This is a genomic window from Coprococcus ammoniilyticus (assembly GCF_025567345.1).
Classification (GTDB): domain Bacteria; phylum Bacillota; class Clostridia; order Lachnospirales; family Lachnospiraceae; genus Coprococcus; species Coprococcus ammoniilyticus.
Map to the genome: position 1 here is coordinate 87,793 of NZ_JAOQJS010000005.1, position 16,299 is coordinate 104,091.

At 43.7% G+C, this 16,299-nt stretch carries 17 protein-coding genes; 6 read left to right on the top strand and 11 right to left on the bottom strand.

Going from position 1 to position 16,299, the window contains the following annotated elements:
• The 4 genes from OCV60_RS08690 to OCV60_RS08705 are packed head-to-tail and all read left to right on the top strand — an operon-like array spanning position 1 to position 3,010.
• Positions 1-576 carry a 2-oxoacid:acceptor oxidoreductase family protein gene (locus OCV60_RS08690; RefSeq protein ID WP_021944928.1) on the top strand — a complete coding sequence of 192 codons (576 nt, stop codon included), beginning with the start codon at positions 1-3 and terminating at the stop codon, positions 574-576.
• Positions 576-878 (top strand): 4Fe-4S binding protein, encoded by a 303-nt coding sequence (locus OCV60_RS08695; protein ID WP_008402652.1) that lies wholly within the window; start codon positions 576-578, stop codon positions 876-878. The genes OCV60_RS08690 and OCV60_RS08695 overlap by 1 nt, the downstream gene beginning before the upstream one ends.
• Complete coding sequence (porA, locus tag OCV60_RS08700; RefSeq protein ID WP_117822085.1) at positions 879-2,060, top strand: pyruvate ferredoxin oxidoreductase; 1,182 nt, start codon at positions 879-881, stop codon at positions 2,058-2,060.
• Positions 2,061-2,074: 14 nt separating this feature from the next.
• Positions 2,075-3,010: a thiamine pyrophosphate-dependent enzyme gene (locus OCV60_RS08705; RefSeq protein WP_008402654.1), complete on the top strand. Its 936-nt coding sequence runs from the start codon at positions 2,075-2,077 to the stop codon at positions 3,008-3,010.
• A 271-nt stretch (positions 3,011-3,281) separates the two neighbouring features.
• Here OCV60_RS08705 and pnuC read toward each other — a convergent pair whose 3' ends face one another.
• From pnuC to OCV60_RS08735, 6 genes are all read right to left on the bottom strand, one after another.
• The gene (gene pnuC, locus OCV60_RS08710; RefSeq protein WP_262530040.1) at positions 3,282-3,962 is read right to left on the bottom strand and encodes a nicotinamide riboside transporter PnuC; all 681 of its coding nucleotides are present in this window, start codon (positions 3,960-3,962) and stop codon (positions 3,282-3,284) included.
• Between the two features lie 142 nt (positions 3,963-4,104).
• Positions 4,105-4,305 (bottom strand): cold-shock protein, encoded by a 201-nt coding sequence (locus tag OCV60_RS08715; protein ID WP_008402657.1) that lies wholly within the window; start codon positions 4,303-4,305, stop codon positions 4,105-4,107.
• A gap of 135 nt (positions 4,306-4,440) precedes the next feature.
• Positions 4,441-4,989: a GNAT family N-acetyltransferase gene (locus OCV60_RS08720; protein WP_117785689.1), complete on the bottom strand. Its 549-nt coding sequence runs from the start codon at positions 4,987-4,989 to the stop codon at positions 4,441-4,443.
• 60 nt (positions 4,990-5,049) lie between these two features.
• Positions 5,050-7,521 (bottom strand): 1,4-alpha-glucan branching protein GlgB, encoded by a 2,472-nt coding sequence (glgB, locus tag OCV60_RS08725; protein WP_262530041.1) that lies wholly within the window; start codon positions 7,519-7,521, stop codon positions 5,050-5,052.
• Between the two features lie 18 nt (positions 7,522-7,539).
• The gene (locus tag OCV60_RS08730) at positions 7,540-8,223 is read right to left on the bottom strand and encodes a hypothetical protein (protein ID WP_021944933.1); all 684 of its coding nucleotides are present in this window, start codon (positions 8,221-8,223) and stop codon (positions 7,540-7,542) included.
• 285 nt (positions 8,224-8,508) lie between these two features.
• The gene (locus OCV60_RS08735; protein ID WP_262530042.1) at positions 8,509-9,012 is read right to left on the bottom strand and encodes a GNAT family N-acetyltransferase; all 504 of its coding nucleotides are present in this window, start codon (positions 9,010-9,012) and stop codon (positions 8,509-8,511) included.
• A gap of 194 nt (positions 9,013-9,206) precedes the next feature.
• Here OCV60_RS08735 and OCV60_RS08740 point away from each other — a divergent pair, with 194 nt between their 5' ends.
• Positions 9,207-9,491: a DUF1294 domain-containing protein gene (locus OCV60_RS08740; RefSeq protein ID WP_117785686.1), complete on the top strand. Its 285-nt coding sequence runs from the start codon at positions 9,207-9,209 to the stop codon at positions 9,489-9,491.
• Here the strand turns inward: OCV60_RS08740 and aguB are convergent, their stop codons facing one another.
• From aguB to OCV60_RS08760, 4 genes are all read right to left on the bottom strand, one after another.
• Positions 9,492-10,346, bottom strand: coding sequence for an N-carbamoylputrescine amidase (aguB, locus tag OCV60_RS08745; RefSeq protein ID WP_161117538.1), 855 nt, complete (start codon positions 10,344-10,346; stop codon positions 9,492-9,494).
• A 148-nt stretch (positions 10,347-10,494) separates the two neighbouring features.
• Positions 10,495-12,144: an amidohydrolase gene (locus OCV60_RS08750; RefSeq protein WP_262530043.1), complete on the bottom strand. Its 1,650-nt coding sequence runs from the start codon at positions 12,142-12,144 to the stop codon at positions 10,495-10,497.
• A gap of 20 nt (positions 12,145-12,164) precedes the next feature.
• Positions 12,165-13,520, bottom strand: a complete 1,356-nt coding sequence (locus OCV60_RS08755; RefSeq protein ID WP_117785683.1) for a Na+/H+ antiporter NhaC family protein — start codon at positions 13,518-13,520, stop codon at positions 12,165-12,167.
• 183 nt (positions 13,521-13,703) lie between these two features.
• Positions 13,704-14,321, bottom strand: coding sequence for a cytidylate kinase-like family protein (locus OCV60_RS08760; RefSeq protein ID WP_021944939.1), 618 nt, complete (start codon positions 14,319-14,321; stop codon positions 13,704-13,706).
• A gap of 242 nt (positions 14,322-14,563) precedes the next feature.
• Between OCV60_RS08760 and OCV60_RS08765 the strand changes: the two genes are divergently transcribed.
• Positions 14,564-15,316 carry a helix-turn-helix transcriptional regulator gene (locus OCV60_RS08765; protein ID WP_161117541.1) on the top strand — a complete coding sequence of 251 codons (753 nt, stop codon included), beginning with the start codon at positions 14,564-14,566 and terminating at the stop codon, positions 15,314-15,316.
• Here OCV60_RS08765 and OCV60_RS08770 read toward each other — a convergent pair.
• The gene (locus OCV60_RS08770; protein ID WP_262530044.1) at positions 15,299-16,291 is read right to left on the bottom strand and encodes a Gfo/Idh/MocA family protein; all 993 of its coding nucleotides are present in this window, start codon (positions 16,289-16,291) and stop codon (positions 15,299-15,301) included. The two genes, OCV60_RS08765 and OCV60_RS08770, sit on opposite strands and share 18 nt — an antisense overlap.
• Between the last annotated feature and the right edge of the window lie 8 nt (positions 16,292-16,299).

The window sequence follows — 16,299 nt, forward strand, 5'->3', positions numbered from 1 at the left end:
GTGAAAGATACGATTGAGATCAGATGGCATGGCCGGGGCGGCCAGGGTGCCAAAACTGCTGCTCTGCTGCTTGCAGACGTAGCTTTTAAAACAGGAAAATACGTTCAGGGTTTTCCGGAATATGGTCCGGAGCGAATGGGTGCGCCGATCACTGCTTATAACAGAATCAGCAGCGATCCGATCCGCGTTCATTCCAATATCTACACCCCACAGTATGTTGTTGTCGTTGACGAGTCCCTCTTGGAATCCGTGGATGTAACCGCCGGATTAAAAGAAGATGGTGCGATCGTCATTAACACCCCAAAGACACCGGATGAGGTTCGTCCTCATTTAAATGGCTACAAAGGAAAAGTTTATACATTAGATGCCCGGGAGATCTCGATGCAGACACTCGGCAAGAACTTCCCGAATTCTCCTATGCTTGCTGCTATCGTTGCAGTCAGCGGTATCATGGAGCAGGATGATTTCCTTGCAGATATGAGACTTTCCTATCAGCACAAATTTGCAAAGAAGCCTGAGGTTATCGATGGAAATATGAAAGCCCTTGAGCTTGCATTTAAGGAGGTAACCAAGTAATGAGAACAGATATCAGCAGAATACATGAAAAAAGTAAATATACAGAAATCACACCCGGTAACCATGTGTACGGCGGTGGTACTTCCAAAGCATTTAACACAGGTGAATGGAGAACTGCTACTCCCGTCATAGATGAGAGCAAATGTGTACACTGTCTGTTATGTGCACCGGTCTGTCCGGACAGCTGCATCCCGGTCGTAGGCGGCAAACGTCTTGACTTCGATCTGAACCACTGCAAGGGCTGCGGTATCTGTGCTTATCAGTGTAAGTTTGGTGCTATTACGATGAAGGAGGGCAAATAAATGGGTATCAGAGAACGTTTATCAGGAAATGAAGCGGTGTCTTATGCGATCAAGCAGATCAACCCGGATGTCATGCCGGCATTCCCGATCACCCCTTCTACAGAGATTCCACAGTTTGTTTCTACATATATTTCAAACGGTGAGATCGATACAGAGTTTATTCCGGTCGAGAGTGAGCACAGTGCTATGAGTGCTGCGATCGGTGCAAGTGCTGCCGGTTGTCGTGTCTTAACAGCAACCTCTTCCTGCGGTATGGCGCTGATGTGGGAGGAGCTCTATGTTGCAGCTTCCAATCGTCTGCCGATTGCACTGGCTCTTGTAAACAGAGCTTTATCCGGCCCGATCAATATCAACTGCGACCACTCAGACAGTATGGGTGCAAGAGATACCGGATGGATCCAGATCTATGCAGAGAATAATCAGGAAGCTTATGATAATTTCGTACAGGCTTACCGGATCGCAGAACACAAGGATGTCCGTCTTCCGATCATGATCTGTCAGGATGGTTTCATCACCAGCCACGCAGTTGAGAATATCGAACTGTTAGAGGATGACAAGGTAAAAGCATTTGTCGGTGAATACAATCCGGAACAGTACCTGTTGAATCCAAAGATGCCTATGGCAGTCGGTCCATATGCAACTTCTCCATTCTATATGGAATCCAAAATGAATCAGAACGAAGGTATGAAGAATGCCAAGCAGGTGATCCTGGATGTTGCGAATGATTTCGCAAAGATCTCCGGCAGACAGTACGGCTTCTTTGAGGAATATAAATTAGAAGATGCTGATTATGCGATCGTTATGATCGGTTCCGCAGCAGGAACGACAAAAGAAGCAATCGATGCATTGCGCGCACAGGGCAAGAAGGTCGGCTTATTAAAGCTCCGTGTCTTCCGTCCATTCCCCGGTGAAGAAATTGCAAAGGCGCTGACTCATACAAAAGCAGTTGCGATCTTAGACCGTTCCGAAGGCTTCCGTGCAGGCGGCGGTCCTTTATCCGCTGAGATCAAGGAGCACCTGTATGATATCGGAGCTTCTACAAAGGCTGTCAGCTATATCTACGGTCTTGGTGGCAGAGATTATACAACAGTGGAAGCAACCGATGTATTTAACCAGTTAGAGGAAATGATCGAGCAGGGCAAGACCATTCCACAGTATCAGTATATTGGACTTAGAAAGTAAGGAGGTAAGACAAAATGGCATATAATTTTAAAGAAGTAATGAACAAGCCTGAGCGTCTTGCTCCGGGTCATAGAATGTGTGCAGGCTGTGGCGGTACGATCGCAGTTCGTAATGTACTCCGTGCCCTTCATGAGGGTGACAAAGCAGTTATCGGTAACGCTACCGGATGTCTGGAGGTTTCCACCTTCATGTATCCATATACTGCTTATGAAGACAGTTACATTCATAATGCATTTGAAAATGCAGGTGCTACCCTTTCCGGTGTAGAGACTGCTTATCATGTATTAAAGAAAAAGGGTAAATTAGATGAAACATATAAATTCATAACATTTGGCGGTGACGGCGGTACTTATGATATCGGTCTTCAGTCTTTATCCGGTGCTATGGAGCGTGGTCATGACATGGTATATGTCTGCTACGATAATGGTGCTTACATGAATACCGGCATCCAGCGTTCTTCCGCTACTCCGATGTATGCAGATACAACAACCACTCCTGTCGGTTCCCAGTCAAACGGTAAGATGCAGAACCGTAAGGATCTGGCACAGGTTATGGCAGCTCATGATATCCCTTATGTCGGTCAGACTACTCTGCTTGGTAATATGCGTGATATCTATGAGAAATCCGAAAAAGCCATCTATACACCGGGTGCTGCTTTCTTAAATGTTATGGCTCCTTGTCCTCGTGGCTGGCGTTATCCTACCGAACAGATCATGGATATCTGTAAGCTGGCGGTTGAGACCTGCTACTGGCCTTTATTTGAAGTCATCGAAGGCAAATGGATCTTAAGCTATTCTCCTAAGAAGAAGCTTCCGATCGAGGACTTCTTACGGACACAGGGACGTTTCAAGCATTTGTTCAAGCCCGAAAATGAGCATTTACTCGTTCAGTATCAGGAGGAAGTGGATCGCCGTTGGGAGGATCTGCTGTTCCGCTGTTCGAAGAACTAATCACACATACGAAAATAAATCAGTCCTTGGGGTTATACTATACCCCAAGGGCTGATTTATTTTCTGCCTGTCTCACTATTCCATACCTATGAAAAGTTCGTCGCATATAGCGACTCACTAAGAACCGACGCTCCCAAAGGCTTGCTTTATGAATAGTAAAACACACCATAGCGGGGATTCTGTTTTTTATTAGTCGATAACTTCTTCAGCTCCACAGCTACAAACTCTCTTGTGTAAAGTAATAGTACCAACAACCCACTTTTTCTGCATTTTACAGCTGTATACGTTCCCGCCTTTTCCAACTGATATAGCCATACATATCATTGATAAAGAAGATACCGAAATTCACAACGACCGGGATATAGGCAGGATTCTTCATGGATGCCAGCACCCATAAAATGATCAGCACGATATCATTTGCCGCATACCATACTGCATAATACGAGGAACGGAGCATCGTAAGTGCCGCTGCCAGAAAACTGGTTATGATCGATATGGTGCTGAATATAATATTCGGGGTATCGAATACAACTAAAATATAATAAAATACTGCCGTTACGATCACGCCGGATATAATAAGCCCTATGATGTGCTTCCGGTTCAGCTTCTGGATCTTTACGACATTTCCGTTTCCGCCGGACGGATTTCTGAGCCATGTGATCATAGACCAGATCGCCATAGGCATTGTCATGCCAAGATATGTAATCATCTCGCCCCAGTAATGGAACCGGTAGGAAATGATCCCATAAAGGATGCTGAATATCACCATCAGGATCTGTGCCCATACATTTCCCTTTGCTGCAAAGATCAGCGAAGTTACACCCACTAATGCAGCTACCAGAGTCAGCAGATCAAAATCTGTTGTCAGCAGGTTCGATATGCATACGATACAAATAGATCCTAACCAGATGATCCACTCCTTCTTTGTTAATTCTTTTATTGGATTGTTCATGTTTTCTTTCTCCTGTGCCGCTATTCTAATATATAATCATGATTTCCGCAAGAAGCCGAAAAAAATACCCCATGGCGATCATCGGTTCTCAAAATTCTGAGTACCGATGATCTGTCATGAGGTATCTTCATTATGTATCAGCTTACAGCTTTGTTACATTTGCAGCCTGAGGTCCTTTTTCTCCCTCAATTACTTCGAACTCAACTTTATCGCCTTCCTCCAATACTTTGAAACCAGACATATTTAAAGCTGAGAAATGTACAAAAATGTCATCACCATTCTCATCGCTGATAAATCCATATCCCTTTTTTGCATTAAACCATTTTACTGTACCTGTTTTCATTTGAATTTCCTCCTAAAACTTAATACCTGGAAAACTAAAGAGGCACAGAGCTTCTCGCTCTGTGCCTCTTTGCACTTCTCCTGTATTATATTGCTTGGATTATCTTTTTGCAAGTGTTTTTTATAAATTTCTTTTTCATTGACCAAATCTTACATCCGGCATATCCTTCTCGTGCTCGCCGATCATCTTCTCCATCCAGATCATATCGTACCATTCACCAAACTTATAGCCGCTGTTATGAAAACGCCCAACCAGCGTAAAGCCCATTTTTTTATGGAATCTGTAACTGTCATCCGTCAGATGTCCGCTCTCTGCTGCCGGACTTGCGATACAGGCATTCATGTTCAGGATTCCCATTTCCTTCAGTAGTTTTTCCAGATTCTCATATAGGGCTTTGCCAAGCCCCAGCTGCCTGCAGTCTTTTCGGATATATATCGTTGTTTCCACTGACCAGTCATATGCCTTTCTGTCTTTGAAACCTGCTGCATATGCATAGCCTGCGATTTTCCCATCCACGACTGCCTTTATGTATGGATACTTTGCTGAGATCTGCTCGATCCTGTTCCTGAATTCATCTACAGACGGTACTTCATATTCAAATGATATTGCTGTTTCTTCTACATAGGGTGCATAGATTGCGAGAAGCTCCTCCGCATCCGCTATACTTACTTTTTCTATCTTCATGTCTTCTCCTTATGCCTACAAAAAATGCTGAACCGCACAAGTACGATCCAGCATTTTTTATTATTTCTTAGTAGTCTTCTTTGAAACTGCCGCTTTTGTCTGTGCAGGCTTTGTCTTACTTACTGTTTCTTTTGTCTTTGTCGCAGCCGTCTTCTTCTCCGGCTCCTTTTTTACAACTTCCGTCGTCTCTACATCCTTCTTTTCCGTTGCAGTTTTCTTCGCAGCCGTTTTCTTCTCAGCCGCGCGTTTTGCTGCTGCCGCTTTCTTTTCTGCCTCTTTCTTCTTCAGAATATCCTCCGGTGTTACATCGGTGTAATCATATTCCAGAACAACAGTAGAAAGTGGCGGTACTGTTACACTGATCGAATAAGGCATGCGTTCTGTCTTCTTATCGATAGCCTTGATCTTACCACTGTTTAATCTTCCTGCTCCGCCAAACTGTACGTCGTCGGAATTCAGGACTTCTTTATATGTTGTGAAGCAAGGTGCTCCAACTTCATAATTATCATATTCAACCGGCACGAAATTGCAGATAAATAACAACTGCTTACTCGGTGTAGAACCTCGACGGATAAATGAAACCACACCCTTATCCGGATGATCACAGTCGATCCACTCAAAGCCCATCACATCGCTGTCATTTGCATATAACGCATCATTCGCATTGTACAGATTATTTAACGCTTTTACCCAACGCTGTACCCCCTGATTCAACGGATTGTCAAGGACAAACCAGTCAAGACTTCTTGCCTCGCTCCACTCGCGCGGCTGTGCAAATTCCTGACCCATGAATAACAGCTTTTTGCCCGGATGGCCATACATATAACCATATGCCAGACGAAGATTTGCAAATTTCTGAGGTTCGCTTCCCGGCATCTTATTGATCATTGAACATTTCAGATGTACGACCTCATCATGTGAAATGACAAGAACATAATTCTCTGCATATGTATAGGATAAGCTGAAGGTCAGCTTGTTATGGTTAAAGCTTCTGAAATATGGATCCATCTTCATATACTCGAGGAAGTCATTCATCCATCCCATATTCCATTTGAACAGGAAGCCAAGTCCGTTCATGGATGCCGGAGCAGTCACACCGGCCCATGCAGTTGATTCCTCTGCGATCAGGAATGCTCCCGGATTCTTTTCTTCCATAACTGCATTAATATTCTGCAGCAGCTTAATTGCATCCAGGTTCTCATTGCCGCCATTTTCATTTGGAAGCCACTGTCCATCCTGCTTACCATAGTCCAAATATAACATGGATGCAACAGCATCTACCCGTAACGCATCGATATGGAACTTCTCTACCCAGAAAAGTGCATTTGCGATCAGGAAGTTTGCAACCTCTGCTCTGCCATAATCAAAAATATAAGTACCCCAATCCGGATGCTCGCCCCTTCTTGGATCCGGATGCTCATAGAGCGGCATACCATCAAATCTGCCAAGTCCGTGTGCATCCTTCGGGAAATGTGCAGGTACCCAGTCTAAGATGATACCGATTCCCTTACTATGTAAATAGTCAATAAAATACATGAAATCTTCCGGCGATCCGTATCTGGATGTCGGTGCATAATAATTCGTTACCTGATAGCCCCAGGAACCATCAAACGGATACTCTGCGATACCCATGATCTCCACATGTGTATAGCCCATATCCTTTACATAATCCGCAACCATCGGAGCTAACTCTCTATAACTGAAGAAGCCGCTGTCATCGTCTTCAACTTTCTTTCTCCATGAACCGAGATGCATCTCATAGATGGTCATCGGCATCTTCATGCGATCTGTTCTGCTGTAGGTTTTTCTCTTATTTACCCATGCAGTATCCTTCCACTTGTAGGTCGTCAGATCTGCAACAACCGAACCATTGTCCGGACGCATCTGTGCCTGATTTCCGTATGGATCACTCTTATATAAGATCTCATCATAACGGGTCAAAATCTGGTATTTGTATACTGCGCCGGAAAGCACATTTGGAATAAACAGCTCATAGATTCCACCGTTTGGTCGAAGCTGCATCGGATGTAAATTACCATCCCACATATTGAAATCACCGACAACGCTGACTCTCCGCGCGTCCGGAGCCCATACTGCAAAATAGGTTCCCTTTACGCCATCGATCGTCATCGGATGTGCCCCAAATTTATTATAGATCTCGTAGTGCTTGCCTTCTGCAAATAAATAAGAATCAAAATCTGAAATCTGGCTGTCAAATGCATATGGATCTGCTGTCGTAACAGTCGTTCCATCCTCATAAGTTGTCACCAGATTGTATTTTGTTCCGCTAAATTCCTTCTTAGGGAAAAAGATCGCATAAAATCCCTCATCCGTTACCTTCTCCATCGTATGAACTTTTTTACCTGTTCTGGATGTAACCTTCACTTCCACCGCATGTGGACGATAGGCTGTGATGATCTGTCCTTCCCCATATTCATGAATACCCAGCAGATGCTTTGGTGCATTCAGTTTACCTGCGATCAGTTCATCATACAGTACCCAGTTGATCCAATCGTTGATTCTCTTGTTCATATAACCCTCCTGAATATATTAGAATTTGTGTGGCTGTGTCTTTCGCCAGCTTATCAGTCGTACTATGATCGTAATAACAAGTCCGGCAAGTATCACTCCTGTATAGATCAGGAACATCCGAAGTCCCAGATTATCCGGGATCAGCGCGATCAGTCTGTCATCCCCTGAGAAAAATACATCATACCTGCCTTTAAATACCATCTCACGAACGCCATAGAAAATGCCGCTTCCGGATACCGCGAGCAGGATCAGTGATACTATTCCGATCACACTTGCTGCAACGCCGCCCCATACGACACACTCATACATTCGTCTTTTCTTTACTGCCAGAAATCCTATGATAAGCAGGATCACCGACAGGAACATCATTCGTTTCGCCTCATCCTTCACCTTCTTCAACTGTCTAAGCTGCGTCAGGTTATAGTCGCAAAGCTTCACATTTCCCTTATCAAAATCAACATTATTTCCGGTTTCCTTCAGTCCATCCGCAATGATGCTGTACTCCAGCCACGCCTCGAACTCCGTCAGAGCAGTTTCCGAACCATCTGCTCCATCTGTCTCAAATGTTCGTCCGGTCATCTCTGATGTGTACTCTGCCTCACTGATATTCACTCCCTGGAATGAGATAAACACCGCAGACGACACGATCAGCATTACAACTGCGATCGCAAGGATCACCTGAAAAAATCTATATTTAAACATGATTATCTATCCTGATTTCTATTCTAAAGTCTTATTTGACACATCAAATAAATTATATCGTTCTTATTACGCATATTAATTATTTTACCATTTTAATTGACTTGTGTAAAGAAAACATACTGCTTTCTTCATTATATATTTCTGCCACATACTGTCTTAGCTCTTAAATTATATTTTGTTAAACATATTACTTTAATCCGTAAAGACTTGGCAGATAAGATAATTGCAGCATGCTAATATTTTAAATGTTCCGATACAAAACATTTAACTGCATGCTGTAATTATCTAATGTAGCGTTCTCAGGTCAAAGTAATATGGGCAGATGTCCTCATAGTGTCCATCCTTCATGCGAAAACCACCCGGAATCGTTCCAAGCTGCGTAAATCCAAGCCTCTCATAGAGGTGTCTTGCATGCACATTTGTAGCCACCACCGCATTAAACTGCAGCACCAGATAATCATACGCCTTTGCCTGTACCAGACAGTCAGACACCAACTTCTCTCCGATATGAAATCCTCTTACATCCGCATCTACCGCATAGCTGGCATTGCAGATATGACCGCAGCGTCCGACATTATTTGGATGCAGGATATAAAGTCCGAGCACCTTTCCTGTGTCTGTATCCTCTGCCACCGCAGTATAGGTCTGGCCTGCAAAGAATCCCCTGCCTGTCTCCTCTGTCAGGTCATCCTCCTGTGGAAAAGCAACTCCATCATCTACCACACGGTTCCAGATGCGGTTCATCTCCTGTATATCTGAATCTTTATATTCTCTGATCTGTATATTCATCTTTCGTCCTTCTTTCTTATTTTATGCATCATTATAAGCCCGTATCAAACAGGCTTCAAGAATATAAATATAGACAATCCACAAAAATCATCTTAAAATGCATATAATGAAAATCTGCTTGACTGGAAACTGCGAAGGAACGAACTTCTTCTCTGTGAAAGCAGTCTGTACGGATGAAAGGAGTACAACCACATATGTTATTTGAACTGATAAAAGATCATTTATTCTTAAGTACATATATCCTGATCAATCTGATCGTATTTTTCCTGTATGGCATCGACAAATGGAAAGCCATCCACCACAAGTGGCGCATCCCGGAAGCCCACCTGATCCTCGCCGGAGTGTTCGGAATCTTTGGTGCGATTCTTGGTATGCTGTTATTCCGACATAAAATCAGGAAGCCCAAATTCTACATTGGGCTTCCTGCAATCTTCATTCTTGAACTTATGTGTGTGATCTTATACTTGAAATATTTTTAATTAATGGTGCATCAAAGTTCCGTACATCTCCGGTCTGCGGTCACGGAACACGCCCCATTCTCTACGCATCTGTGCGATCGCATCCAGATCAAATTCATGGACAAGCACAGATTCTGTCTCACGGTCTGCCTCCTCCACGATCGTTCCGGTCTGATCTGCGATAAAGGAAGAACCGTAAAATGTCATTGAAGATTCATCGTCCGTCTCGGTTCCGATACGGTTCGATGCGATCACCGGCATGATATTGGCTGCTGCATGTCCCTGCATCGCATGCTGCCAGTGTGACTTGGAATCAACATTTAATGTAGGCTCGCTTCCGATCGCAGTCGGATAGAATAACAGCTCTGCGCCAAGAAGTGCCATGCTTCTGGCAGCCTCCGGAAACCACTGATCCCAGCAGATGCCAACGCCGATATCTGCATATTTTGTCTTCCATACCTTAAATCCGGTATCTCCCGGTGTAAAATAAAACTTCTCCGCATATGGAAGTCCATCCGGGATATGGGTCTTACGATATGTTCCAAGGATCGTTCCATCTGCATCAATGATCGCTATTGTATTAAATGCTGTATTTCCCGCCTTTTCATAAAAACTGATCGGCAGAACAACCTGAAGCTCTTTTGCAACCTCGGTAAATCGTTTTACTGCTGCATTTTCTGAAAGTGGCTTTGCCAGATCAAAATATTCAAATTTCTGCTTCTGACAGAAATACGGAGTTTCAAATAATTCCTGTAACAAGATAATATTTGCACCTTCTGCTGCTGCCTTTCGAACCAGCTTCTCTGCCTTGTCTAACACTTCTTCTCTATTCCAGCTACAGCTCATCTGGGTAGCCGCTACCTTTACCTTTCTCATACTCATATCCTCCTGTTATCAAAATATCTATATACTGTTATCAGAACATCTTATTTCTTTATCCTATATTTTCTGCCATTGATTTCCGGCTTACCTTCTACTTACATCTGCCAAATCTATCTTCCGCCGGTTGTCTGTTTGCAACGGCTTATATTCCACTCGCACCTGCCAGATTGTTCAGTCTGTCATATATCGTCTGTCCCTCAAATATATTCCATACCACTTTGGTATCCGGTATCTTCTCAGGATCGATCGTAAACAGATTCTGATCCAGCACGATGAGATTTGCACATTTGCCTTCTTCGATCGAACCGGTTCGGTCTTCTGCCTGATAGACGTAAGCAGCTCCGTAGGTATATCCTTTTAAGACTGTCGCCATATCAATGGCCTCCCACGGATTCTGACCGGATATTCTTCCGTCTGCATCCTTTCTGGTCACTGCCGCATAGATTGTCTGAAATGGATCTAATCCCACAACCGGGTAATCCGTTCCGACTGCAAATGCCGCTCCTGTATTCGTGATACTTTTCATCGGCCATTCATATCTGCACCGCTTCTTTCCAAGCCGCACGATCTTATCATTATTGGACAGGATCAGATGATATGGCTGCATCGATGCTACGACATCCAGTTCCTTGAATCTCCTGATATCATCGGGATGAATATTTTCGATATGCTCGATCGTATTTCTGAGATCCTTTCTTCCGGTTCTTTTTTCCGCTTCCTCGTACATATCAAGCGCCATGCGCACAGAACCATCTGCGATACAATGAAGTCTGACCTGTATGCCTGCCTCATTTGCCGCAGTGATCTCCTCCTGCATCTTTGCTCTCGGCCAGAGCGGAAGTTTCTCCCCACAGGTATCCGGGCGGTCTGTATATGGCTCTAAGAGCAGTCCAGTATAAGTCTCCGTCACCCCATCAATAAACCCCTTTAAACCGGTGATCTGAAAATGTCTGGAATCTAGTTTTTCCTTCATCTCAAAGAACTTTTCAAATGAGGTATAGCCAAATAACTTCGTGTAGACATATACATTTGCATACAGCCCTTCTTCATCATCCAGCTTTTTCAGCAATTCATATTTCTTATAAGTCTCTTCTGTATAATCTTCTGCAAACATCTCACTTAAGCCTGCAACTCCGTTCTCCGCAAGTACCTGTTTGAAATGTCTGTGTATTTCTATCATTTCTTCATCCGTAAAATCCATGAACTTTTCCATGGCGGGCGCATAGGCTTCCGGTTCGATCAACATTCCGGTAAGCTCTCCATCCGGGTAAGTCTCGATCATGCCATTTGCAAGACTCGGATTCGGTCTGATCCCGGCTTCAGCAAGTGCTGCTGAATTCAGCCACATGCTGTGTGCATCCGCACATTCCAGATATACCGGAGTATCCGGGAAATATGCATCCAGACTTCGTTTGTCCGGCATACGATCCTCCGTCCAGTTCCCGATAAACCATCCAGTTCCGCGGATTCGCTTCTGTCCGGGATGCGCCTTTACATATGCCGCCATCTGCTCCACACATTCCTGTTCCGAATGGCAGGCATCCAACGTGTTGCATACATATTCACTTGCGGCTACCGCTCCGGTAAATATATGGGTATGTGCATCGATAAAGGATGGCATGACAAGCTTGTCACCCATATCGTATATCGGAACATCCGCCGGAACGGCATTTGTCTCATCATATGGCAGGAGCTTCTTTATCCTGTCATCTTTGATCCAGACAGCAAGCGGCTTACAGCTATCCGCCCGACCATCAAATACTGCCCGGCTCTTTATAATATATTCTGCCATATCACATGCCCCCTTTTACTCTAAACTATAAATCCACAGATCAGGAAGCCAACGATTGACAACATAGCTGCGATCATAACATATGGGAGCTGGGATACTGCATGTTCCATATTATCAATGCCTGCACTGTTCGATGACAGAAGCGTTGCATCACAGTAGAAGCATGCATGGCTTCCAAATGCACCACCGGAGATAATTGCTGCCATGATCAGAACCGGGTTTGCGGAGATTGCTGCGCCAAGCGGGAATACGATCGGTGCAACGACTGCACTCATGCCCCAGAAGGATCCGGTTGCAAAACAAAGCGCCGCAACAAGGATAAATGTGATCATCGGGAACAGAGAGCCTGTTAATAATGGCTGTGCAAGATCGATTATATAATCTGTCATGTTAAGCTGTTCTGTTACCTTCTGCAATAAGAACGCAAGTACCAGTAAGGTAAGGGTTGGAAGCATATCCGCAAATCCCTTTACGATCACACCAAAGAATTCATTTACAGCTATAACCTTTCTTGGAAGATACATCAGCATACAACATGCGATCGCAAGAACAACTGCCAGAAGAAGATCACCTGTGATAATGGCGATCGCTACAAGGACTGCCATCGGAATAACGAAATCCCAGATATTTCCGTCTTCTTCATAACCTGCACGGTTTTCATGATTGTACTTTCTGCTGGCATCACTGTAGACCTTGCCGGTCTCCTCTACTCGCTTATATGCTTTCTTCATACCACCAAGCTTTGGCATGATTCCCATACAGAATAAAAATACGATCAATAATATAATGATTGGATAAAAACAAAATGGAATGGCACTTAAGTACGCTTTCATACCGGAGGTGAATCCATATGCCTGTACACTCGGCTGATCAATGAACAGACTTGCATAGAAAACTGCCCATGTTGAAAACGGAAGAAGTACACAGACCGGAGCACCTGTGGAATCCAGCATGAACGCCAGTGTCTCTCTCGGTATCTTACGTTTATCGTAAACACCCTTCATACAGGCACCGATCGATAAAACGTTCAGATAATCATCTACAAAGATCAATATACCAAGTATAAATGTGGTAAGTAATGTCTTTCGCTCTGAATTACATAATTTGGAAACCAGCTTAGAAAAACCATAATTTCCCTTTGCTGTCTGAAGTAAGGCGATCAGGCTGCCGAACAATCCGCATACTACAACGATCCAGACATTTTCCGAAATCGTCTCCTGAAGCATCGTACACCATTGTGTCAGAAATGAACCTTTAAATAAAACTGCCGCGCCGACCAGAGAACCCCCGATCATAAATTCTTCGCAGCGATGTGTCAGTATCGAACCGACAATTACGATCAGCACTATTAACAGTGCCACCAAGCCATGTGTCATAACCATTCTTCCTTTCCGTTTTGTATTTTTCCTTATAAAACAACAAAAAGCGCATCCGCAATGCCTTATAGCATTGCAGATACGCCTTCGTATCAACTGCTTTTAGTTTACAATTTCATTTACTTATTTACAATTATTATATATGATAAGTTTCTACTTAATTTTAATTACGTCTAATCCTTATTAATCACTGATAAACTTCTCACGTACCAGTTCTGCCAGATACTTTGCAGTATTTTCTACACCGAGCAGACTGCTGTTGATCAGGATATCACAATGATTGATGTCTCCCGGCTTATATCCGGCATAATTCATGTGATAGGAATCACGCGCCTCATCAACGGCTACGATCATCTTACGAGCTTCATCGATTTCCAGTCCCATCGAATTCACACAATTCTCAACACGATCCGGGTACGGAGCATAGATGAATATATTCATCACATTGTCCATCTCGCTTAAAATAAAGTCAGAGCAGCGTCCAACGATCACGCATGAGCTTTTCTCTGCAAGAAATCGTATGATATTCTGCTGTGCATCGAAAATATCATCCTGGGTACTGTTCGTGCCACCACCAAGCGGAAGTACCATTCTGGAAAAAGGATTCTTGAAGATCTTCTTTGCACTTTCTTCTTCTTCGTCTACAACAGAAGCGGGAAGCTTCAACTGCTTGGCTGCCTGATCCACGATATCTCTGTCGTAATACTCTATTCCCAGTTGTTCTGCCATCAGTTTTGCGATTGGTCTTCCAAGACTTCCGAACTGTCTCGTAATTGTTATAACATATTTTTTATCCTTCATCCGCAACGCTTCCTTTCTCTAATCTCTTTTTCTTTTTATAGCTTATCTCAATTTCCTACTGTTTTTCAATTATTAATTTGAGGTAAATGCTAATCATTTTCGGTAGTATATACTTGAAAACAAGTATTTTGCAATATATAATTGTATTTATAGAACTTTCGACCGGATGGCTTGCTACGCAAATGAAGCAGTCTTGGCATCTGCCTGAAAATCAACATCATTTCACGCGAAGGAGACCCACAATGGAAAAGAACAACTTTCTGATCTATAACGATATCGTATATACACTGTACCAATGTAAATCCTATGAAGCACTGAGAGATGAATTTCTCCCAAGGCTTCGCCTGCTGATCCCATTTACTTATGCGAGCATTATCTCCGTCAATCCGGAAAACCGAACTGAGATCGTACCGACTCCGGTCTGCTTTCCTGATTATTTCTATGAAGCAGAACTGCTCTACATCGATCATATGAGTGAGGATCATCTGCTCTGGATCAACAATGTACGGGAATCCCAGCTTGTAAGAGAAAGCGATCTGGTAAATGATGATGTCCGTCTGAACTCTTCTCTCTATCAGCACTGTTATCAGAAATTCCATGTCTACGATTCCTTACAGTACAGCATGATCTGCAGTGGAGAATTCTCCGGTATCCTGACGCTGTTTCGGACCAAGATCGATGGGGATTTTACAGACGATGATATGTTCTTCTTCCGTTCTCTTGGCAAGCATATCAACGTAACCTATGAACAGATCCTATATCCGGAAAAAGAGAAAGGCCATACCGCTCTTGCAAACCGTATCCCGGCACTTGCAAAAGGCTATGACCTTACTCCACGAGAGACAGAGATCCTGTCTCTGATCTTTTCATTTGCAAATAACGATGAGATTGCAGCCACTCTCGGGATCAGTGAGAACACGATCCAGAAGCACTTACAGAATATCTTCCGAAAGACCGGAACCTCATCAAAATGGGATCTACTCCGTCTTTCCTGATTCTTCCGGATAGACTAAGCCCCAGTTCTTTCGAAGGTCTGTCATGATGTTCATGACATCTCCGGTAAAAGGCATCTGCATCCGGCTTACATCTCCGGACTGTACCGCTTCTTCCATATCCCGCATCTCATATTCAAGCGCACGCTTTGTTTCACCGGCTTCTACCGGTGTAACTGCTCCGCTTGCAGCATCTACGATAATCGCTTTATCAGCTCTTGGATATTCCATGATCTCGATATACCCTTTTTCACAACTGATCATTGCACGCTTTGGCTGCTTTGAATGCATGGACAGCGTAATAGCTGCCATCTGTTGTTCTTTATTCATCAGGATGATGCTTGCCTGCTCATCCGTCCCTGTCGGCGCGAACCGCACCTGACTCATCACCTGATCCGGTGTCTCTGCCATGAAGCTGCGCATCAGACTGAGTGCATATACTCCGATATCAAGCAATGCACCACCGGCAAGATTGATGTTAAAGAAACGATTATTCATATCATATTCTTTATAGCTTCCAAAGTTCAACTGTATCATCTGAACTTTTCCGAGTTCACCGGATGATACGATCTCCCATAATTTCTTATATAATGGCATATGCCAGATCGTCATGGCTTCCGCCAGTATCACATGATGCTTCTCTGCAATCTGCAATGCCTCATTTAATTCATCACTGTTCAACGTGATCGACTTCTCACACAATACATGCTTGCCGTTTGCAAGTGCCTGTCTCAGGAATTCAATGTGGGTATTATGCGGCGTTGTAATATAGATAATGTCGATCTCCGGATCTGTAAACATCTCATGAAAATCATCATATACCTTTGTTACATGATATTTCTCCGCAAATGCAACTGCCTTCTCATGGGTACGGTTTCCTACCGCATATAAGGATTTACCCATCTGTTCCAGTGCCTGTGCCATTTCATTTGCAATTACACCTGTACCAAGTACTGCCCATCTTAATTCTTTTGCCATTTCTTCTT

Coding starts and splice junctions, on each gene's coding strand:
- OCV60_RS08760 (WP_021944939.1), bottom strand. CDS start 14,321: ATGAAGGATAAAAAATATGTTATAACAATTACGAGACAGTTCGGAAGT.
- OCV60_RS08695 (WP_008402652.1), top strand. CDS start 576: ATGAGAACAGATATCAGCAGAATACATGAAAAAAGTAAATATACAGAA.
- OCV60_RS08750 (WP_262530043.1), bottom strand. CDS start 12,144: ATGGCAGAATATATTATAAAGAGCCGGGCAGTATTTGATGGTCGGGCG.
- glgB (WP_262530041.1), bottom strand. CDS start 7,521: ATGAACAAGAGAATCAACGATTGGATCAACTGGGTACTGTATGATGAA.
- OCV60_RS08755 (WP_117785683.1), bottom strand. CDS start 13,520: ATGACACATGGCTTGGTGGCACTGTTAATAGTGCTGATCGTAATTGTC.
- porA (WP_117822085.1), top strand. CDS start 879: ATGGGTATCAGAGAACGTTTATCAGGAAATGAAGCGGTGTCTTATGCG.
- OCV60_RS08735 (WP_262530042.1), bottom strand. CDS start 9,012: ATGAATATACAGATCAGAGAATATAAAGATTCAGATATACAGGAGATG.
- OCV60_RS08715 (WP_008402657.1), bottom strand. CDS start 4,305: ATGAAAACAGGTACAGTAAAATGGTTTAATGCAAAAAAGGGATATGGA.
- OCV60_RS08740 (WP_117785686.1), top strand. CDS start 9,207: ATGTTATTTGAACTGATAAAAGATCATTTATTCTTAAGTACATATATC.
- pnuC (WP_262530040.1), bottom strand. CDS start 3,962: ATGAACAATCCAATAAAAGAATTAACAAAGAAGGAGTGGATCATCTGG.
- OCV60_RS08770 (WP_262530044.1), bottom strand. CDS start 16,291: ATGGCAAAAGAATTAAGATGGGCAGTACTTGGTACAGGTGTAATTGCA.
- OCV60_RS08730 (WP_021944933.1), bottom strand. CDS start 8,223: ATGTTTAAATATAGATTTTTTCAGGTGATCCTTGCGATCGCAGTTGTA.
- OCV60_RS08765 (WP_161117541.1), top strand. CDS start 14,564: ATGGAAAAGAACAACTTTCTGATCTATAACGATATCGTATATACACTG.
- aguB (WP_161117538.1), bottom strand. CDS start 10,346: ATGAGAAAGGTAAAGGTAGCGGCTACCCAGATGAGCTGTAGCTGGAAT.
- OCV60_RS08705 (WP_008402654.1), top strand. CDS start 2,075: ATGGCATATAATTTTAAAGAAGTAATGAACAAGCCTGAGCGTCTTGCT.
- OCV60_RS08720 (WP_117785689.1), bottom strand. CDS start 4,989: ATGAAGATAGAAAAAGTAAGTATAGCGGATGCGGAGGAGCTTCTCGCA.